At 60.8% G+C, this 18,024-nt stretch carries 10 protein-coding genes; 6 read left to right on the forward strand and 4 right to left on the reverse strand.

Going from position 1 to position 18,024, the window contains the following annotated elements:
- Positions 1 to 68 precede the first annotated feature (68 nt).
- Both NKH13_RS15175 and NKH13_RS15180 read left to right on the forward strand, forming a co-directional pair.
- On the forward strand, positions 69 to 593 hold the full coding sequence (locus NKH13_RS15175) for a GNAT family N-acetyltransferase (protein ID WP_352715353.1): 525 nt from the start codon (positions 69 to 71) through the stop codon (positions 591 to 593).
- Between the two features lie 206 nt (positions 594 to 799).
- Positions 800 to 2,185 carry a hypothetical protein gene (locus NKH13_RS15180; RefSeq protein WP_352912892.1) on the forward strand — a complete coding sequence of 462 codons (1,386 nt, stop codon included), beginning with the start codon at positions 800 to 802 and terminating at the stop codon, positions 2,183 to 2,185.
- Positions 2,186 to 2,681: 496 nt separating this feature from the next.
- Here NKH13_RS15180 and NKH13_RS15185 read toward each other — a convergent pair whose 3' ends face one another.
- Positions 2,682 to 5,150, reverse strand: a complete 2,469-nt coding sequence (locus NKH13_RS15185; RefSeq protein ID WP_352715357.1) for an adenylate/guanylate cyclase domain-containing protein — start codon at positions 5,148 to 5,150, stop codon at positions 2,682 to 2,684.
- Between the two features lie 80 nt (positions 5,151 to 5,230).
- Positions 5,231 to 6,325, reverse strand: coding sequence for a branched-chain amino acid ABC transporter substrate-binding protein (locus NKH13_RS15190; RefSeq protein WP_352482327.1), 1,095 nt, complete (start codon positions 6,323 to 6,325; stop codon positions 5,231 to 5,233).
- A 278-nt stretch (positions 6,326 to 6,603) separates the two neighbouring features.
- Here NKH13_RS15190 and NKH13_RS15195 point away from each other — a divergent pair, with 278 nt between their 5' ends.
- On the forward strand, positions 6,604 to 9,903 hold the full coding sequence (locus NKH13_RS15195) for an ATP-binding protein (RefSeq protein ID WP_352715360.1): 3,300 nt from the start codon (positions 6,604 to 6,606) through the stop codon (positions 9,901 to 9,903).
- A gap of 19 nt (positions 9,904 to 9,922) precedes the next feature.
- Positions 9,923 to 10,603 (forward strand): redoxin domain-containing protein, encoded by a 681-nt coding sequence (locus NKH13_RS15200; protein ID WP_352715363.1) that lies wholly within the window; start codon positions 9,923 to 9,925, stop codon positions 10,601 to 10,603.
- Positions 10,604 to 10,689: 86 nt separating this feature from the next.
- On the opposite strand, the gene NKH13_RS15205 is transcribed toward NKH13_RS15200, so the two are convergent.
- Both NKH13_RS15205 and NKH13_RS15210 read right to left on the reverse strand, forming a co-directional pair.
- Positions 10,690 to 13,662, reverse strand: coding sequence for a trifunctional glycosyltransferase/class I SAM-dependent methyltransferase/polysaccharide deacetylase (locus NKH13_RS15205; protein ID WP_352715366.1), 2,973 nt, complete (start codon positions 13,660 to 13,662; stop codon positions 10,690 to 10,692).
- A gap of 81 nt (positions 13,663 to 13,743) precedes the next feature.
- Positions 13,744 to 13,875, reverse strand: a complete 132-nt coding sequence (locus NKH13_RS15210; protein ID WP_352715368.1) for a glycosyltransferase family A protein — start codon at positions 13,873 to 13,875, stop codon at positions 13,744 to 13,746.
- A 409-nt stretch (positions 13,876 to 14,284) separates the two neighbouring features.
- On the opposite strand from NKH13_RS15210, the gene NKH13_RS15215 reads away from it, so the two are divergent.
- Positions 14,285 to 14,950, forward strand: coding sequence for a DUF3450 domain-containing protein (locus tag NKH13_RS15215; RefSeq protein ID WP_352715370.1), 666 nt, complete (start codon positions 14,285 to 14,287; stop codon positions 14,948 to 14,950).
- A gap of 94 nt (positions 14,951 to 15,044) precedes the next feature.
- The gene (locus NKH13_RS15220) at positions 15,045 to 18,023 is read left to right on the forward strand and encodes an OmpA family protein (protein WP_352715372.1); all 2,979 of its coding nucleotides are present in this window, start codon (positions 15,045 to 15,047) and stop codon (positions 18,021 to 18,023) included.
- Position 18,024: the final 1 nt, after the last annotated feature.

Here is an 18,024-nt window from a genome sequence, read left to right on the forward strand (position 1 = left end):
GAGACGGCTGGATTTTCAGGTGACGTCCGGTGCATCGTACCGGGCCGATTGCCTTCGCCGGGAACGCCATGACCAGCACGACCTCGCCACCCTCCGAGAAAATCCAGCCGCTGCTCCGGTCCGTCCGGCCAAGCGATGCGGAGGCGCTTTGCGCTATCTTCAACATGCCGGGCTTCCGCTGGGGCACTCTCAGGATGCCTTTCGAGATGGTGGAGCAGGTGGCGCGGCGCATCGCCAAGTCCGGCCAGGAAACCACCTGGATCGTTGCCGAGCTGGACGGCAAGGTCGTCGGCCATGGCAGCCTGGTCGTGCAGGGTTCGCCGCGCCGTTCGCACATCGGCGAGATCAATATCGGCCTTGACGATGCCTTTGTCGGCAAAGGTATCGGGTCTGCCATACTTAGCGCGCTGCTTGACGTAGCCGACAACTGGCGCGCCCTGAAGCGGGTCGAATTGACCGTCTATGCCGACAACGAACCGGCCCTCCGTCTCTACAAAAGCCACGGCTTTGAGATCGAAGGCCGGCATGTGAAGGCCGGCTTTACCGACGGGCAGTACCACGACCTCCTGAGCATGGCCCGGCTGCGGTTCTAAGATCAGCTGTTTGCCTTAGCTGTTTAGCCAATCTGACAATTCGTGCCTGGTCAGCGAACAGGTGATTGCTCATGGAGAACTGCGTAGGATACGGCCATTTCGTCTCACACCATCTTAATCGAGTTGACGATCTATGTGTGGGCCGGCCGCATCGGGCAAGTCTGGTCTCGCTTGGCGTTTGCACCGCAAGCGGCTAGACGGGACCAATGACCGCCGTCTTTGACCCAAGCCCTACGCCTCCGGCGGAAATTCTGGCTGTGCTGTCGCTGCTCTGCCCGGAGGTCGTGCGCGACATCGAGCAGAACTGGAATGCACCGATTTCCGACTACGCCCGCCATCTGTGGCGGCCGGTGGCAAGGCCTGCATCCGGCCCGGCGATCGCTGCCCGCTCGATCCTGCGCGAAGTCCTGCATCAGCGCCTCGGTAGGATCATGCAGCCTGAGGAGATCGGCAAAGCCCTCGACGAGTTCGAGCACAGACCGGTGATTCAGTCCGGCCTGCACTGCCTGCTTCTGATGGACCGGATCACCTTCGATGCCCTCCTGCTTGCCTGGCTCGGCGCGGTCGAAAACGGGCTGTCGGCCTTCGTCGGCTTCATGGGAACGACGATGACCATGGAGACAGTTGGCCGGGAGGGGCCGGGATGGCTCGATGTCGGCGACGACAAGGTCAACCTGTTTGGCATGGGGCGCCACAAACTGTGCCGTAAAAGCGCCTGCGTGGCCGGTCCCGTCTCCCTCAACAAGCGCGCGCTCGAAGCGGTGGGCGATGAAACGGATGCCAGCCGCTGGCTGGGCACACTGCTTGCCAGCCAGGACAAGGTGTTTGAAACCGCCGCCGATGCGCTGACAGCCCTCAACGAGGATCTGGTCGCCAATTGGGATCGTGCCGGCATGGCCCTGCCGGTTTTCATCGATGATCGGGCCGCCGCGGCTGCCATGGCGCGGCATCTAGAATATGACGGCGGCCTTCTTTCCAGGCTGCTCCTTGAACCCGCAAGACGCCAGCGTCTCGAACATGCCCTGCAAGAGGCCGCATCGAGCCCATTTGGCAGATTCCTGCCCAATGCTACGGACTATTTCTGGGGCATCCGCGAGGAGCGCGTGCGCAAGCTCGTTCTCGAGAACGGGCACCTGATCGAGCCCGACAGGCCGCAAGGTCTTTCCATCCCGTTCGAGCGGCCGCATCTCAAGCAGGCGCTGCTGGACGGCGTGCTGCTGCCGAACTTGTTCCTGACATTCCTCGTCCTTGCCATATTGCCGCGCGTGCGGGTTGTGGGCGGCCTGAGACAGATTGGCTATGTAGCACTTTTCCACTCGATCCTTCTGGCTGTGCTAGACGAAAACGCGCCGGAAGAGCGCGATCTGGCCGCGGAGCTGCAGGTTCGGGAAAATGCCTGGGGCATGCGGGTCATCGATGAAAAGATCTCGGTCCGCGAGCAGCTTGCCAGCCTGCCGGAAGGGGCGCTCTTCCCGGACCTGCTCCGACAATACCGTTTGCGGACATTTGCCGAGACGACCGACGACCTGAAACTGCTTCGCGAAAACGCCCGATGGCGCAAGATCGGCCGGGCAGAGATCAAGGCGACCTGAGCCTTACTTCAGGTTGATTTTCTGGTGCGCAACCGCAAGCGACGGCGATTTATCGGTGAGCCTCTGGCGTCTGATCCGGCCGCTTCCTTGACGCTGATGCCTGCCTGCGAGCTGTCTGCAGTTCAAGGCCTGACCTGACATAGCCTCACCTGTCATTGCACGACACCGGCCTTGCGGAACCCGTCCACCACGAGTTCGAAATCGGCAACGACAGCTCTATCACGCTTTCGGACGTACGACACTGTCGCGCCGAGCGGCCGCTCTGGGTCAAACTTTGCCGTTTAAGGCGGCGCCCCAGAACGGGCAACTTGCGCCATATCCGGACCTTGCCAGTGATGCCGTGAATGTTAAGTCTCGGCTCCGATGCGGACGTTCCGCCTGAGTTCGAAGACTGACCGCGACCGTTCTGCGGCCTTCGCATCGATAGCGCCAATGAGCGGCGTCCCACATCCCACTTCTTGCGTCCATTGGGAGGGTCATTGTGGACCAAGCCCTACTACCCGGGCTTGTGACAAAGCCGATCCAGCGCGTCTCGAAGTGCAGTGGCGGCATCGCCACGCTCGTCAGGGGACATCAGCTCCGGTTCAAGTTCCAGCCTGAAGTGCGGCAGCTCGGTTCGAACGGCGCGACAAGCGCCGGCTAGATTGGCCTTTAGATCGATGACGCGGTAGGTGGCGACGGGATAGGCGATCCCCTTGACCTGGACATGCCCCATCTCCTCACAGTCGATCGTGTTCTTCACTTGCGCAAACGTCTCGTAGGAAATGAGGACGGTCCCCGGTGGCGCCTCCTGTTCCAGGCGCGAGGCGAGATTCACGGCGCCGCCGATTATCGTGTAATCCATCCGGTCCTCGCTGCCGAAGTTACCGACAGTGCAGTAGTCGGTATGGATGCCGATGCGGCAGCGCAGCGGTGTCTCAATTCCAATGTCACGCCAGATTTCGGCAAGTTCGCTCATCCGCTTTTGCATGGTGAGAGCCATCTGCACACACGCCAGCGCGTCCTCCTTGACGCCGCGCGTCTCAGGGTCGCCGAAAAACATCAGGATCGCGTCGCCGACATATTTGTCGATCGTCGCGCCGTGATCCGAAGCAATTTTCGACATTTCCGTCAGATAGTGATTGAGGAGCTGGGTGAGATCCTCGGATTCCATTTTGTCAGTGGTCTCGGTAAAGCCGGCGATATCGGAGAAGCATATTGTCAGTTTCTTCCGCTGGCTGGCGATTCTAACGTCTTGGCGGCCGGCGAATATCGAGCTGTACACTTGCGGCGCCAGGTATTTGGCCAGCTTGTTGGAAAGCGCCTCGAGAGCCGTGGATTTCTCTGCGAGGTTCTCCTCTCGTTGCTTCAGCTCAGTGATGTCCGAATAGACCGCGACCGTGCCGCCGGCGGTGATCCGCCGCTCGCTTATCATGATCCATCGCCCGTCGCCTCGCCGCTGCACCCACGGTTCGCCTGGGTTGCGGTGCCGGGAGAGCCGCTCGGCGACCCATTCCTCGAGCCGCCCCTCGGCATCCTTGATGTAGCCGCGCTCAGCGGATCGGCGAATAATGTGCTCGAATGTCGTGCCGGGCATCAGTTCGATCGCAAGGTCGCTGTAGAGCAGTTCGCGGTAGCGGCTATTGCTGAGGACAAGCCGGTCCTCCCCGTCGTACAGCGCGAATCCCTCGGAGATACTCTCGATCGCATCGATGAGCCGTTGGCGCGCCTCAGCGACATCGCGCAGGTTCTTTTCCTCGACCTCGACTGCGGTGTCCCGGAAGAGCCTAAGCGCTTCGGCCATCCGGCCGATCTCGTCGCGGCCCGCGGCAGGCAGCGGCGCACGAAGATCGCCGCCGGCGATTGCGAACATGCTTTGGCTCACCTCTCCCAGACGGGCGAGAAGGCTACGGTCGACATAGAGCCAGACAACCAGAACGGAACTCAAGAGGGTGAGAAAGGCGGAGCCAAGGACAACTCCGGTACCGTAGCGCTGGACCGTCGCGGCTTCGAGACCGGACGCGGTGATCTCGCGGTCTGCCGCGGCGACCAGGCGATCGACGGCAGCGGTGAGACTGCGCGACAGCCGATTGTTTTCGGCCAGAAGCTTTTCGCCCTCTGCGAGCACTGCTAGCTCGTCCTTGCGCGCCTTCGGGATGCTGTTCCCGCCGTCGATCAATGCCTTGAACTCGCCGACCCGCTGTTGGAAACGGGTTCGCAGCCTCTCGTCGATCTCGGTGGAAACCGTGTCGAGAACGGCGAGCGACCGGCGCAGCGGAAACAGGATCAACGTCAGATCGTCTGGCGTTGGCGCGTCCGTCGTCTTGACCAGCACGTCATTGACCGCCGATATCTCCTGCTGCGCTTTCTGCTGCGGAATGTAGGCCGCAATTGCCTGGACCAGGTCGGCCGCCGCCGCCGCACCGCGATCCGGCGCGAGCGACGTGTCGGCTGTAACCGCCTGCCATTGCTGGAGCTTGGAATTCATCACGAGGATACCGGGCGCCACAAGACGCTGGCTTGCATTTGTCGTAGCCGACAAGCGGCGTAACAGTTCTTCTTTGCGCGCCACCACTGTGAGGCGGGCGACAACAAGGTCGTCGAGGGCGTTGAGGTTGCGCCGCAGACCAAGAACTGCAGCCTCGATCTCAGCCACCACCGCCGTGCTAAGCGTGGCACCTTTGAGTGCGGCAAGCAGTTCCTCGAGGCGCGTCATCTCGACCCCGACCGCAGCGGAAACCTCGCCGTGCTGAGCTTTGCTGGTCGAAGTAAGTACGGCGGGCGCAGAGGCGGCTACCCGCTCTGCCTGGCGCGACAGCTGGAGGGACGCGAGCGCCAACGGTACCCGATCCTTGGTGATGCGGTCGACGACCTCTCCTACCTGGAGGAAGGCATAGAGAGCGGCCGCTGTCGCGAGTACGGCGAAGGTGCTGATGCCGAAAAAAGCGAGCAACAGACGGCCACGTATGCCGAAGCGTTCAAGCATAACGGCGACACATAGCTCTGAACGGTCCAGCTAACTCGATCTCCATCAGCTGTCTCAAGCGGCGACGGCATCGGCGGTCCTTATTCGACCGGCACGTACTCTCCACCTCGCCAGACGTACCATACCCAGTTTTGGCTCGTGAGATCGCCCTTGTTGTCAAAGTCGATACGGCCCAACACAGTATCAAATTGATTGCCGCGCAGCGCCGCTATCACGGCTTGGAGCTCTAGTGAGCCGGCCTTGTCCACTGCCTGCGACCAGGCCTGGACGGCGGCGTAACTGAGCAGCGTGTAGCCTGCGGGCTCGAAGTTTTCAGCCCGGAACCGCTCGACGACCGAGGCGGCTTCGGGATTCCGGCGAGCGTCCGCGGGGAACGTGAAGAGGGTACCCTCAGCCGCGGGGCCGGCGATCAAAGCAAATTCCTCGGTCGCCATGCCATCGCCTGAGACTAGCTGAACCGTGTAGCCGCGGTCGCGCGCAGCGCGAACCATGAGTGCGACCTCGGCATGATATCCGCCGACATATGCCACGGCGATGTTCGCAGCCTCTAGCGCAGCGATCTCGGCCGAATAGTCGTTCTTCGCGGGTGTGTATTCCTCGTAGATCGCTTCGACTACGCCGCGCTTGTTCAGCTGTTTTCGAGTCTCGTCAGCAAGACCCTTTCCATAAGTGGTGCCGTCATGAAGGATCGCAATCTTGCTGTTGCTCCAATGCTCGGCCAGGTAGTTGCCGGCCACGATCCCCTGCGTGTCGTCGCGACCAATGACTCGAAAAACGTTGGCGCGGCCTTGTTCAGTCAACAGCGGATTGGTTGATCCTGGTGAAATCTGCAAAACGCCCGCCGCCTCGTACACCTTCGATGCTGGGATCGAGGCTCCAGAGCAGTAGTGCCCGACGACGAGCACCACACCATCACCCACCAGTTTCTGGGCTGCGGCGACCGCTTGCTCGGGATCACAGAAGTCGTCGGCCGTGATGAGCCTCATCTGCTGGCCGAGTACGCCACCCGTCGCATTGATGTCGGCCACGGCCATCTCGGCGCCACGCTGCGCCTGCTCGCCGAACCAGGCGAGCCGTCCCGTCATCGCAGATGAAACCCCAATCAGCACCTCCGCCCGCGCGGAGCTGAACGCGGCCGCGAGAACTAAGATCGCCATGGCAATGATGCGGTGCATGTGTGCACCCCCTTAACTGTAGCTTACGCCAATCCCGTCAGAGCCGACAGCCCCATCGGCAAGCGCGGCTGTCTCGGCGGCGTTCGCGGATCCGACAACTATTGCGCCTTCAACAATGCCTGCCCGCAGCGCTCTGCCGCAGGACCCGCACGAATCGCTCGATGCCCGTTTGCGCTGCCGCTTGCCCGTCGACGGCTATCGGTGCATCCTTGTGAATAGCCTGGCCGTGAAGTGCGGGCGAGATCACGCCGTCACGGCCACTAGTGAGGTCTTGTTCGATGGACTGCTCGGGCTGCGGTTTCGAGATTGAGGGTGGTTACGCCTTCTGTCCGAGGTGTGGCAGGCGCCAGCCCGTGCCATGCGCCAGTTGCGGCTATCCCTGCGCACCTGATTTCGAGTTCTGTCCGAAATGTGGGGCAAGCGTCGGTGCGTCCGCAAAAGCCGTCGAACGGCCTGCTCCGACACCAAGCCGGACCATTGTGCCGCCTTCTCGAACTCCGTCGCTGCTTCCGAACATCGAAAGCGAAGAAGGGCTGCATCCCGTCTCTGACGCCGATCGCCGGACGGTAACGGTGCTGTTCGCCGACCTTTGCGGCTTCACGACACTCAGCGAGCAGCTCGACCCCGAGGTCATGCAAGCGCTGCAGAACAAACTGTTCAAGGAATTGACGTCGGCCGTGCGAAACTTTGGTGGTTTCGTCGACAAATTCATCGGCGATGCGCTGCTGGCTTTGTTCGGTGCGCCGGTCGCGCATGAGGACGATCCGGAACGTGCGCTTCACGCCGCTCTCGACATGATCGCCCGGACGGCGCGGCTCGGCGAAAGCACCTCCCACTCCGGCTCGCCTCTGTTACTCCACATCGGCATAAACACTGGTCCGGTCGTTACTGGCGGATTGGGCATCGGCACCGCCAAATCCTATTCGGTGACCGGCGACACAGTGAATACGGCGCAACGCCTGCAATCGCTGGCCGCACCGGGTGAGGTGCTGGTAGGCGAGCTCACTCACAGGCTGACCCGGCATGCCTTCTCTTACGAGTCGATGGGTGATGTCGTGCTTCGCGGCAAGGCTGGCAGTGTGCTCGTCCATCGACTGGACGCACCGCTAGCGGTGCCGCGTGCAGCGCGTGGGCTCGAGGCGCTCGGCCTCAGTGCGCCGCTAATAGGTCGTGGTGCGGAGCTCAATAGAATGCTGGCGAGCCTTGACCAGGCGTGCGGCGGCTCGGCCCAACTTGTCCGCCTCGTCGGAGAAGCCGGCATCGGGAAATCGCGGCTGGTGAAGGAGTTCGTCGCCCGCGTCGGCGACGAGGATCGTTTTCGCAACGTCGCCGTGCGGCAGGCCACGTGCTCACCGCTGGGCGAACAATCTTTTGGCGCCTTGGGCGCAGTGGTGCGCAGCGCTGCCGGGATGATGCAAAACGACAATGGGGACGAAATGCGGGGGAAGCTCGCAGGCTTGCTTACCGATCTCGGCCTGCAGGGCGAGGAGGCGAAGCGGCTGATGCCTTTGCTCTACCATGTGCTTGGCCTTGGCGACCCCGATGCCACCTTGCAGCATGTCGAACCCGAGCAGCTGCGGCGGCAAATTCTCTACGCAGTCCGCACAATCATCGAACGACGGCTTGCGTTGTCGCCGCTGTTGATTGTCGTCGAAGACCTGCACTGGGCCGACGCCGTCTCGCTTGAGGCACTACGTTTCGTGATGGACCGGTTGGAACGCACGCGGTTGATGTTGCTGGTCACGCATCGTCCGGCGCCGGCCAACGACCAGCTCGACTCAAGTCGGGTCAGTCACACAGCGCTCAGGCTTCCGCCGCTCAACAGTGATGACGGACGCAGCCTGCTGGCGGCGCTTTTCGGCGAGAGCTGGGTAAACTCCGCAGGAGGGCTTCTCGACCAGATCCTCGAGCGCGCGGGCGGCAACCCCCTTTTTGTAGAGGAGATCGTTCGCGGCCTTATCGATCGCGGTGTATTGATGCGAGAGGGCCAGCGATGGCGGACTGTGGCAGGCGAAGTCGCAACCGGCATTCCCGCCACTATCCAGGCAATGTTGCTTGCTCGCGTCGACCGGCTGCCCCAAGAGGTGCGCCGGTTGGCACAGGAAGCTGCGGTAATCGGCCCGCGCTTCGACGCCACATTTCTGAAAACCGTGACAGCCGACCCCGCCCGGCTTGAAGCCGGCTGCGAACTGCTTTGCGATGCGGAAATCATCGAGGAAGTTGCCGGATCAGGCTCGGTCTCGTCGCAAAGCTACCGCTTTACGCAAACATTGCTGCAGGACGTGATCTACCAGAATCTGCTCCTGCAACGCCGGACCGACATCCACGGGCGGGTCGGTGCTGCCTTGGAGCAACTGTACGGCGACAAGCCGGAACGGCTCGAGGATTTGACCGTACTCGGTCATCATTTCGCACTGAGCGCCGAGCGGGAGAAGGGCGCGCACTACCTGCAGGCGGCAGGCGATCGCGCTCGCATGATATACGCCAACGACGACGCCCTTCGTTTCTACGAGCGAGCACTGACTGCATTGGACGCGATCGGGCAAACACCGCTCAAACTGGCAATTGCAGAGCGCATTGCCGATTTGAGCGGCCCGGCGGGCCGCCGCGAGATCGCGCACCACCACTACGAGACGGTGTTGCAGGCATACCGCGAGTCAGCCAATCGCGTCGCGTCGGCGCGAGTTTTGCGTAAGATCGGTCGGCTGCTCTGGGACGTCGGCAAGCGGGACAAGGCAGAACCCCGCTATGCTGAGGCGGCAGCGCTCCTCGATGGAGCGGATGCCCCGATCGAGCAGGCGCATCTGTGGCAAGAGCGTGGCCGACAGGCGTTCCGTAGCGGAGATCACGCTCTCGCGGCAAAATGGGCAGACGCGGCGCTGGATTGCGTACGCACTCTGACAACGGAGCATGTCTCCGAGGTAGGGCGTGATGCCACTCTTGTGACCGCCGAGGCACTCAATACCAAGGCTGTCGCGCTGGCTCGCCTTGGGCGAAACCGTGAGGCCGTGCGTCAGGTTGAGCGTAGCATTGAATTGGCCGAAGCCGCTGGTCTACTGGGCGCGGCCTGCCGCGGCTACACCAATCTCGGCGTGCTTTACACGACCATCGATCCGGCACAGGCGATGGAGGTCTGTCGGCGCGGTCTTGAAGTGGCGCGCCGTATTGGTGATTTGGGTTTCCAGGCGCGCCTCCTCGCCAATCTGGCGGTCGCTTGTTGTACTTTCACGGATCGCTGTCCAACGGAGGGCGTGCCTGCTGCCGAGAAGGCCATCGAGATCGACCGGGCGCTCGACCAGCGCGAGCACCTGCCGGTGCCGTTGATCGTGCTTGGGCAGATCCACCAGTGCAACGGCCGTCCGGACCTGGCGGTTGGGTTGTTCCACGAAGCACTGGACGTAGCCCGCGAAACGGGCGAACCCCAACTGCTGTTTCCGTGCTATGATGGTCTTGCAACGCTTAATCTCGACCTCGACAATCTGGCCGAAGCCGAACGCTACTTTTCCCTGGCGCAGGGTATATGCGCCCAGCACGGGCTCGACCCGGAAGCGCTTGTGGTGCTGCCTTTTCTCGACTAGCCGGGGTTGGAGGTTGGAAATGTCCGCGCGTAGTGACTTGGTGCCGCTTCAACCGGGCGACCGTGCGCCAAACATCGTACTCGACGCCATTACCCAGGAAGGCAAGATCGCGCTTGACGACTTTCGCGGCCAAAAACCGGTGCTGGTCGGCCTGTTTCGAGGTCTGCATTGTGCGTTTTGCCGGCGCCATATCGCCGCCCAGGCGCGGCTTGATCCGGAGCTGCGCGAAAAGGGCGTGGGGAGCCTGACGGTGGTCAACACGCCGATCGAGCGGGCGCGTCTCTATTTCCGCTACCATCCGATGCCGAATCTGCTTGCGGCCTCCGACCCTGAACGCGCTTCACATCGTGCTTTTGGACTGCCCAATCTCGAATTCACCCAAAACGAGACGAATTGGCCGTACAAGGTCTCGATGGCAGCGGCAATGGATATGCGGGTCGACATACCAGGCGAGTTGCCCGGTCCTATGGATCCTATTGCGGCCAGCGAAATCCTCAACAAGAGGGACCATTACGAACTGACCGAAGCCGACGAGCAGATGATGGCAACGGGACACGGACAACTGGTCGGTCAGTTCCTACTGGACCGGCAGGGGATCGTCCGCTGGAGCTTCACGGAGGTTCCAGAGGGCGGGCGATACATGTTTGGGGCGCCAAGCCCACAGGAGCTGATGTCAGCCATATCTCAAGTCGCCCAATAGACTTGCGAAACGAGATAAACGGGCGGGACACCGAATAAAAAGCGGAACCAATTTGTTACAAATCTAGACACTGACAAGTTCACCGTTCATGCGAGCACTGCCTCGACAATGGCAACAAAGTCATCGAGCGAGCGATCTCCGCGAATCTCGATGCGCGGAAGGTCGATGGGATCGCAATCGAGGTCCGCCGGCCCGTGTCTGCCGCCGAAGCCGATTCGATAGCCGCACTCCTTGGCCAGCCTGCCAAGCCGTCGGTCGGTGACAGAGAAGGGTGCCGCGAACGCCGTGGTTGGCCGACCGGTCCACCGTTCGATGAACATACGAGAGCGCAGGAGCTCGGCGGCCAAGTCAGAGCTCGACAGACCATCGATCGCGCGATGCGTCGCCAGATGGCTTCCGAAGAACGCACCTTCGCCCGCGAGGCGTCGCACCGTCCCGGCGTCCATAAGCTGCGTCGGCGGGCCGCTGTAGGCGTCCCACTGTGCACTTTCACCCACCAAGTCCGTCACCAGGAACACTTCCGCGGTCAGGTCGTTCGCGCGCAAGGTCGGCCAGGCATGGTCGGCAAAGTTCTGGAAGCCGTCATCGAACGTGATGAGCACTGGGCGGCCAACGAAAGGCTGACGGTTGGCGATGAACCATTCCAGCTGCTCAGACCTAATCGCGTGAAAGCCATTGGCGCGCAGCCATGCCATTTGGCTGGCGAATGCGGCGGGCGTGAGCCGAAAACGGGCGAGCGCGGCCGGACCTTCATCGGAGACGCTGTGATACATGAGGACAGGGATACGCTGTCGCCGCTCGCTACGTGCGACGTCGCGGCGCAAGGCCCGCGCCCCGCCCCAGACGATATTTCGCGCGACCCCGATTTCGACGGGTGCGCGGATTGGCACATGATCTATCATCGGTTCCGTCGCCACGTCGCCTGGTGACAGGCGGCGGAAGCGGTCAATGCGGTAGAGCTCGGTCTGGATCGATTGCTCGAGGACGAGGCCGTCGGTCGCTGCCAGCGTCTCTGAGATCGCTCGTGCACCGAATGTGTTCCAGTCGAAGCCCGTCCTTTCAACATTGTCACGTAGCACGAATGCGTGTGCGCTGATGAAACTGCCGCCAGGCGCCAACGCCTCAACGAGTTTTTTGGCGATGCGCCGCAACTCGGCGAGATCATCCAGGTAGTAGAGCACTTCCGAACAGACGATCAGATCCATCTCGCCCGGCAGAGTGTCCGCAGAAAAATCCAGTACGCCGAACTCAACATTCGGCTGATCGCTGCATCGCGCGCGCGCCCGCCCGACGGCTACGGCGGAGATGTCAGTTGCGGTCAAATGGCCCACGCGCGGCGCCAGCTGCCGCGTGAAGTGGCCCTCCGCGCAGGCCAGCTCAAGCGCCCGTCCGATGGGACCGGCAGGCAGAATTTCGAGCTGCCGCTCATATTTTTCCTGCTCATAGGGCGAACCGTAGTTCCAGGGATCCTCGGTCGCGAAATGGCGATTCCAGAAAGACGTGCGATCATTGTCGTGCCCATCCGCGGCCCGTGCACGGCGCGGCGCTGCAAAAGGCTCTTTAGTTTCGGCGCTCGACCGAACCAGCGCCTCCGCTTCCGCGGCCAATCCCGCGAGTTTGCCGAAGTGGCTGTCCCGATCGGACCGGCGTCCCGCTATGGACAACAATGCCTCGGCTGCAAACATGTTTGACTTGTCGGCACCGGCGCCCTTTTGCGGTGCATGTACAGGCGATCGCCTCGCAAGCCGCGCGGCACTGTGCATAAGCCGCTCAGGGGGCACGAAATTCAGGATCAATTCAATCCAATGACGCCTTGTCACTTTCCCGAGTACGCCGAACTGCACGAGAGCCTCGATCTGGCCATCCATCATCAGATAGGCATAGATTTGATCGATTCCTTCCGGCACTTCGATCGAGGTCGGATTTCGCGCGTCGACACGAATTCCAAGTGTCCGCGCGAGCCTGCGCGGCGCGGCAAGATCGTCGACGTCGAGAAGCATTTGCTCAAGGTGATACTGGACGCGGCGAGCCGCGACGGGATTGTCCCAGACCTTGCCGAGTTCGATGATCAACTCGGTGAGGGAGCCGCCGAACCTGTCCCACCTGGCAGCCAATTGCGCTGGCACCGACAGGCTTCCTGCCATAAGGCCATCGATGGCCACCTTGGCGATCTCACGCGCCCACTTCCGTCCTGGCGGGAGCGCGCGCAGGGACTGCGGGTTGATCGAGCGCGAGCCGCAGCCGCAATCCGATGCGGCGTTCCACAACGCGAACCACGCGAGTGCTTCGGAAGCGGTGCCGCCGTTCGCCTCGATCGCTCCATTGGCGTGAGCCGATGCCGGGTGTTTGACCCTGGGATCAGGAGAAAAGCCGCGGGCGATCACGATTTCCGCATCTACCAGCATCTGCATCGAATTGCGGGAGAGCGCGTTGGGGCTGGTCCGATAGAAGGCGAGCGGCTCGTCGACCATCACCCAATTTTTGCCCAGACGTGCGAGGCGCTGCCACAGATCCCAGTCCTCGCAGGTGCGCAGCGACACATCGAAACCGCCCAACTCGACAATTGTCTCCCGGTCGACCAGCATCGCGTGAGTGCGAATGGCACACCGGCGGGCGAATGTTTCGAAGGGCTGGATCGCGACCTCCGTTGCGATGCTCGACGGGGTGAGTTCGCCATCGGGCATCACGCGCCGGGAACCGCAATAGGCGGCCACTGCATCGGGAGCGGTTTTCAATGCGGCCAGCATTTTCGCAAGAAAGCTGGCGTCCACCCAATCGTCCGCATCCAGAAACATTAGCCAGCGGCCGCGCGCTGTCGAAATCCCGCGATTGCGCGCGCCGGCGGGGCTATGCGCGCAAGACCCCAACGTCCGAAATCGGGCATCGTGCTCTACATAACCGGCGATGATCGCGGGGGTGCGGTCCGTGGAGGCGTCGTCGACGATGATCGCCTCCCAATCCACTATTTCCTGATCGAGAAGGCAATCAAGTGCGCGCGCCAGCGTTACCTCCGCGTTGTGCGCAGGAACCACGATTGAAACCAAGGGATCATGCGCCACGCCGTCTCACCCGCGCCCGGTTCGAAGGTAGAACAAGATGCGTTGATCTTTCTCGGCATAGGCCGTCACAATCGACGCCGATCAGCCCGTCGACCCATCGTCCATCAAGACTATATCTAGTATCTGGTAGGTCTGCCGGCGGATGCCGGCAAGCGTTGCGCCGACGGTTTGCTCGGCATTGAACATCGGTACCACACCGCCTTGCGGTAGCATCCTGGATCATCGAGCTTTCGTTTTCTTCGGCAAGAGTCGGCGAAATGTCAAAACCGGATGACGGCATCGGCTGGCAGCACTGCCCTGTCAAGATCGGGGCGAATTAGAGGCAGGCAAAAAAGACTTGAAGACAGGCCGAATGGCAAGCGCGCATGCCCGACAGCTTAGAGCTGAGGTCGATACGCCGGGACATTTCCTTTCGCGCATTTCATCTGCAAAAAGATGATCGCGGGCGAAGACGGGAGCGCAAGCTGATCAGGATCGAGCCGCATGTCGAAATCTACCCGAATGGGGACGCACGAACCGACTTAAGCCGAGAAGATTCCGGCTTGCGGGTCGGCTATTTTGCTGACATGTTTATCAGTTGCTAAATTAGCGCTGTGACAATGTTCAAAAGAAGGGGCATGGGATGGCCAAGGAATCTTCGAGTACCGCTTCTTCGGCAAATAAAGCGGACGCAAATCTGATAAGTAATGCAGACGGAAGCGGGCTGACCTTCATGGCGGGCCAGGCTCGCGAGAGCGGGGCCTCCGGCGACGCTGTAGGTGTCGACAAGATACGTGATCTGCTGTTCGGCAACCAGATGCAGGACTATGACCGCCGCTTTTCCAAGCTTGAAGAACGGGTCTTGCAGCGCTTCAAGGATGTCGAATCCGAGGCCAAGCGCAATCTTGAAATGTACGAGTCAAATGCAAAGAAGCAGGTCGACTCGCTTGCGGCGCAATTGCGGAACGAAAAAGACGCGCGAGCCGACGCCGACAAGGAGATTGATCGGAATCTTCGGGAGCAAAATCAGGCGCTCGAAAAGCAGGTGCGCGCGTTGTCGGATCAGTTGAGCGAGCTTGAGCGGGAAGTTGCGGACCGGATAAATCGAAACGATCATTTGCTGCGTGAGGAAATCAAGCAAAAGAATGAAAGCATTCAGATGCTGATGGAGAAAATGTTTTCCGATCTTGGCAATGTCAAGACCGACCGAAATCTTTTGGCTGGCCTGTTTGTCGAGGTTGCAAAATGTCTAAATCAGGATCCCGCAGGCAGCAAGAACAACTCGGAGCGTACGTGGAAAGTGAGTTGATCGGAACTTGACGTCGACTGTCGACCCAATCAGCCTTCCTCAACGAGCAGCTTCGAACGATACAGAGATTGATCGCGAGGCTCTGGCTCGCCTTTTGATCGAAATTGCCCGGAACGTTGATCCGGACTATCGTGCGCGTCTCGACGGAATCCCAACCGCCGATCCTCGCATGGAAAAGCTTCGCCAGTTGCTGGTCGGCCGCGAAATTTCGGAGCTTTCACGAGTTACGCATCTGCTCGACGAACCCGAGCAGCTTGCGGCTGCAGTTGGGGGTGTTCTCCCCAGTGCAGCCGCACGTGCGCCTCATGCGCAACTCGGAGAGGCCCTTGCGCCAGCTGTCGAGAGGGCCGTGCAACGGTCCATCCAGAAGAGCCCGCGTACGCTTACGGATATATTGTACCCGGTGTTTCTGCCGGCTATTCGCAAGTCGATCGGCGAAAAGATCGACCAAACCTTTCAATCGCTGAATGAAACTTTAAGACATATATTTACCTGGCATGGGCTCAAGTGGAGGCTTGAAGCTTGGAGAACTGGTGCAAGCTTCTCAGAAGTTGTTCTTAAGCATTCTCTTGTCTATCGTGTAGAACATGTTTTTCTCATCAATCGCAATTCCGGGCTTTTGATAGCGCATGTAACCGCTGATAATGCAACTAGCGAAGATCCTCAACTCATTTCTTCTATGCTTAGTGCAATTCAAGATTTTGTAAAAGACTCATTTAACGAGAAAGAACAGAGCGGCCTGGACACGATCCGTTTCGGGGAGCTTCGTCTCTGGTCGGAAGTTGGACCGTTTGCGACCTTGGTTGCGGTGATCCGGGGAAATCCGCCCGAGGAATTACATGAAATAATTCGCGATGTATTGCTTCGCATCCATGATGAATACTCACAGGCTCTAGAGCAGTTTGACGGCGACAGTTCGCAGTTGGCCGGCGTAGAGTCGCAGTTGCAGACCTGCGTTGAACTGAAGCAGGAGGAATCAAACCAAGGATTTCCCTGGCTGGTCTTGGCTGCAGTCCTGCTGGTTTTGATTCCCGCAGGCGGTTGGTTCTTTCTTTCCTGGCAATCCGGGCAGCGCTGGCAGGCGTATGTGTCGCGACTGGGGACCCAGCCGGGCATCATCGTTGCCGAACAAAAGTTGCGTGATGGCCAATTCTATATTGCCGGCCTGAGAGACCCGCTTGCCGCCGACCCGCAGTCGCTGTTGGCCGGAACGCAGGTCGATCCCGCCCGCGTTCATTCACGCTGGCAATTCTATCAGAGTCTTGAGCCGGAGTTCGTGTTGAAGCGGCTAACGGCGTCGCTGGCTCCGCCGGATTCAGTACGACTTTCGATCGTCGATGATCGCATCGTTGCCGAGGGGGAGGCTCCCGACACCTGGATAGATCGGGCGCGCGCAGCGGCCCAACAACTTTCGGCAGGCGGACCGGAATTCGATATCTCCAGGGTTCGTGATGTGAGTCCCGAAGCACGCGCGGCGGAGCGCTGGCAGGCCTATGTGTCGCGACTGGGGAGCCAGCAGGGCATCATCGTTGCCGAACAAAACGTGCGCGATGGCCAATTCTATATTGCCGGCCTGAGAGACCCGCTTGCCGCCGACCCGCAGTCGCTGTTGGCCGGAATGCAGGTCGATCCCGCCCGCGTTCATTCGCAGTGGCAATTCTATCAGAGTCTTGATCCGGAGTTCGTGTTGAAACGGCTAACGGCGTCGCTGGTTCCGCCGGATTCAGTACGACTTTCGATCGTCAATCATCGCATCGTTGCCGAGGGTGAGGCTCCCGACACCTGGATAGATCGCGCACGCGCAGCGGCCCGACAGCTTTCGGCAGGCGGACCGGAATTCGATATCTCCAGGGTTCGTGATGTGAGCCCCGAAGCACGCGCGGCGGAGCACTGGCAGGCTTATGTGTCGCGACTGGAGGCCCAACCGGGAATCATCGTCGCCCAACAAACGGCGAGGAGCGGACATTTCTATATTTCCGGCCTGAGAGACCCGCTTGCCGCCGACCCGCAGTCGCTGTTGGCCGGAACGCAGGTCGATCCCGCCCGCGTTCATTCGCAGTGGCAATTCTATCAGAGCCTTGATCCGAAGTTCGTGTTGAAGCGGCTGATGGTGTCGCTGGTTCCCCCGGATTCAGTACGACTTTCGATCGTCGAGGATCGCATCGTTGCCGAGGGTGAGGCTCCCGACACCTGGATAGATCGCGCACGCGCAGCGGCCCGACAGCTTTCGGCAGGCGGACCGGAATTCGACATCTCCAGAGTTCGTGATGTGAGCCCCGAAGCACGCGCGGCGGAGCACTGGCAGACTTATGTGTCGCGACTGGAGGCCCAAGCGGGAATCATCGTCGCCCAACAAACGGCGAGGGGCGGACATTTCTATATTTCCGGCCTGAGAGACCCGCAGGCCGCCGACCCGCAGGCTCTGCTGTCCGGAACAGGGGTCGATCCTGCTCGCGTTCACTCGCAGTGGCAATTCTATCAGAGCCTTGATCCGAAGTTCGTGCTGAAGCGGCTGGTGGCGTCGCTGGCTCCGCCGAAATCGGTTCGGCTTATGATCATCAAGGATCGCATCGTTGCCCAGGGTGAGGCTCCTGCCGCCTGGATAGATCGGGCGCGGCTCGCCGCCCAACAGCTGTCCGCGGACGGACTCTCTCTAGAAATCTCCGAGCTGCGTGAGTTGACCCCTCCGGAACTCACTCATTTGAGGGAGGCTATTCAAGCGGTCGACATTTTCTTCGATTCTGGCAAGGCTGTACCGGGACCAGAGCAACTGCCGGTTCTCGACAAATTGGCGAATCAGTTGAAGCAATTGGCCAAGGACGCCCGCAAGGCAGGCGTAACAGCACAGTTCATGTTGACCGGCCATTCGGACGAGACGGGCCGTGAAACGGCCAAATTGTCGATCAGCGCCGCGCGCGCGGAAACAGTTCGTGCGCTTCTCAAGAAGCGCGGCGTCGATCCGGAATTGCTCTTGGTTCGCGGCGCCGGCACCTTTGAGCCAGCGGAGACTGAAAATAGCCGAACCGGGAGCTCGGCCAATCGCAGAGTTTCGGTTACGGTAAACTTCCACTAGG

The organism is Mesorhizobium sp. M1348 (assembly GCF_040317925.1).
Lineage (GTDB): Bacteria > Pseudomonadota > Alphaproteobacteria > Rhizobiales > Rhizobiaceae > Mesorhizobium.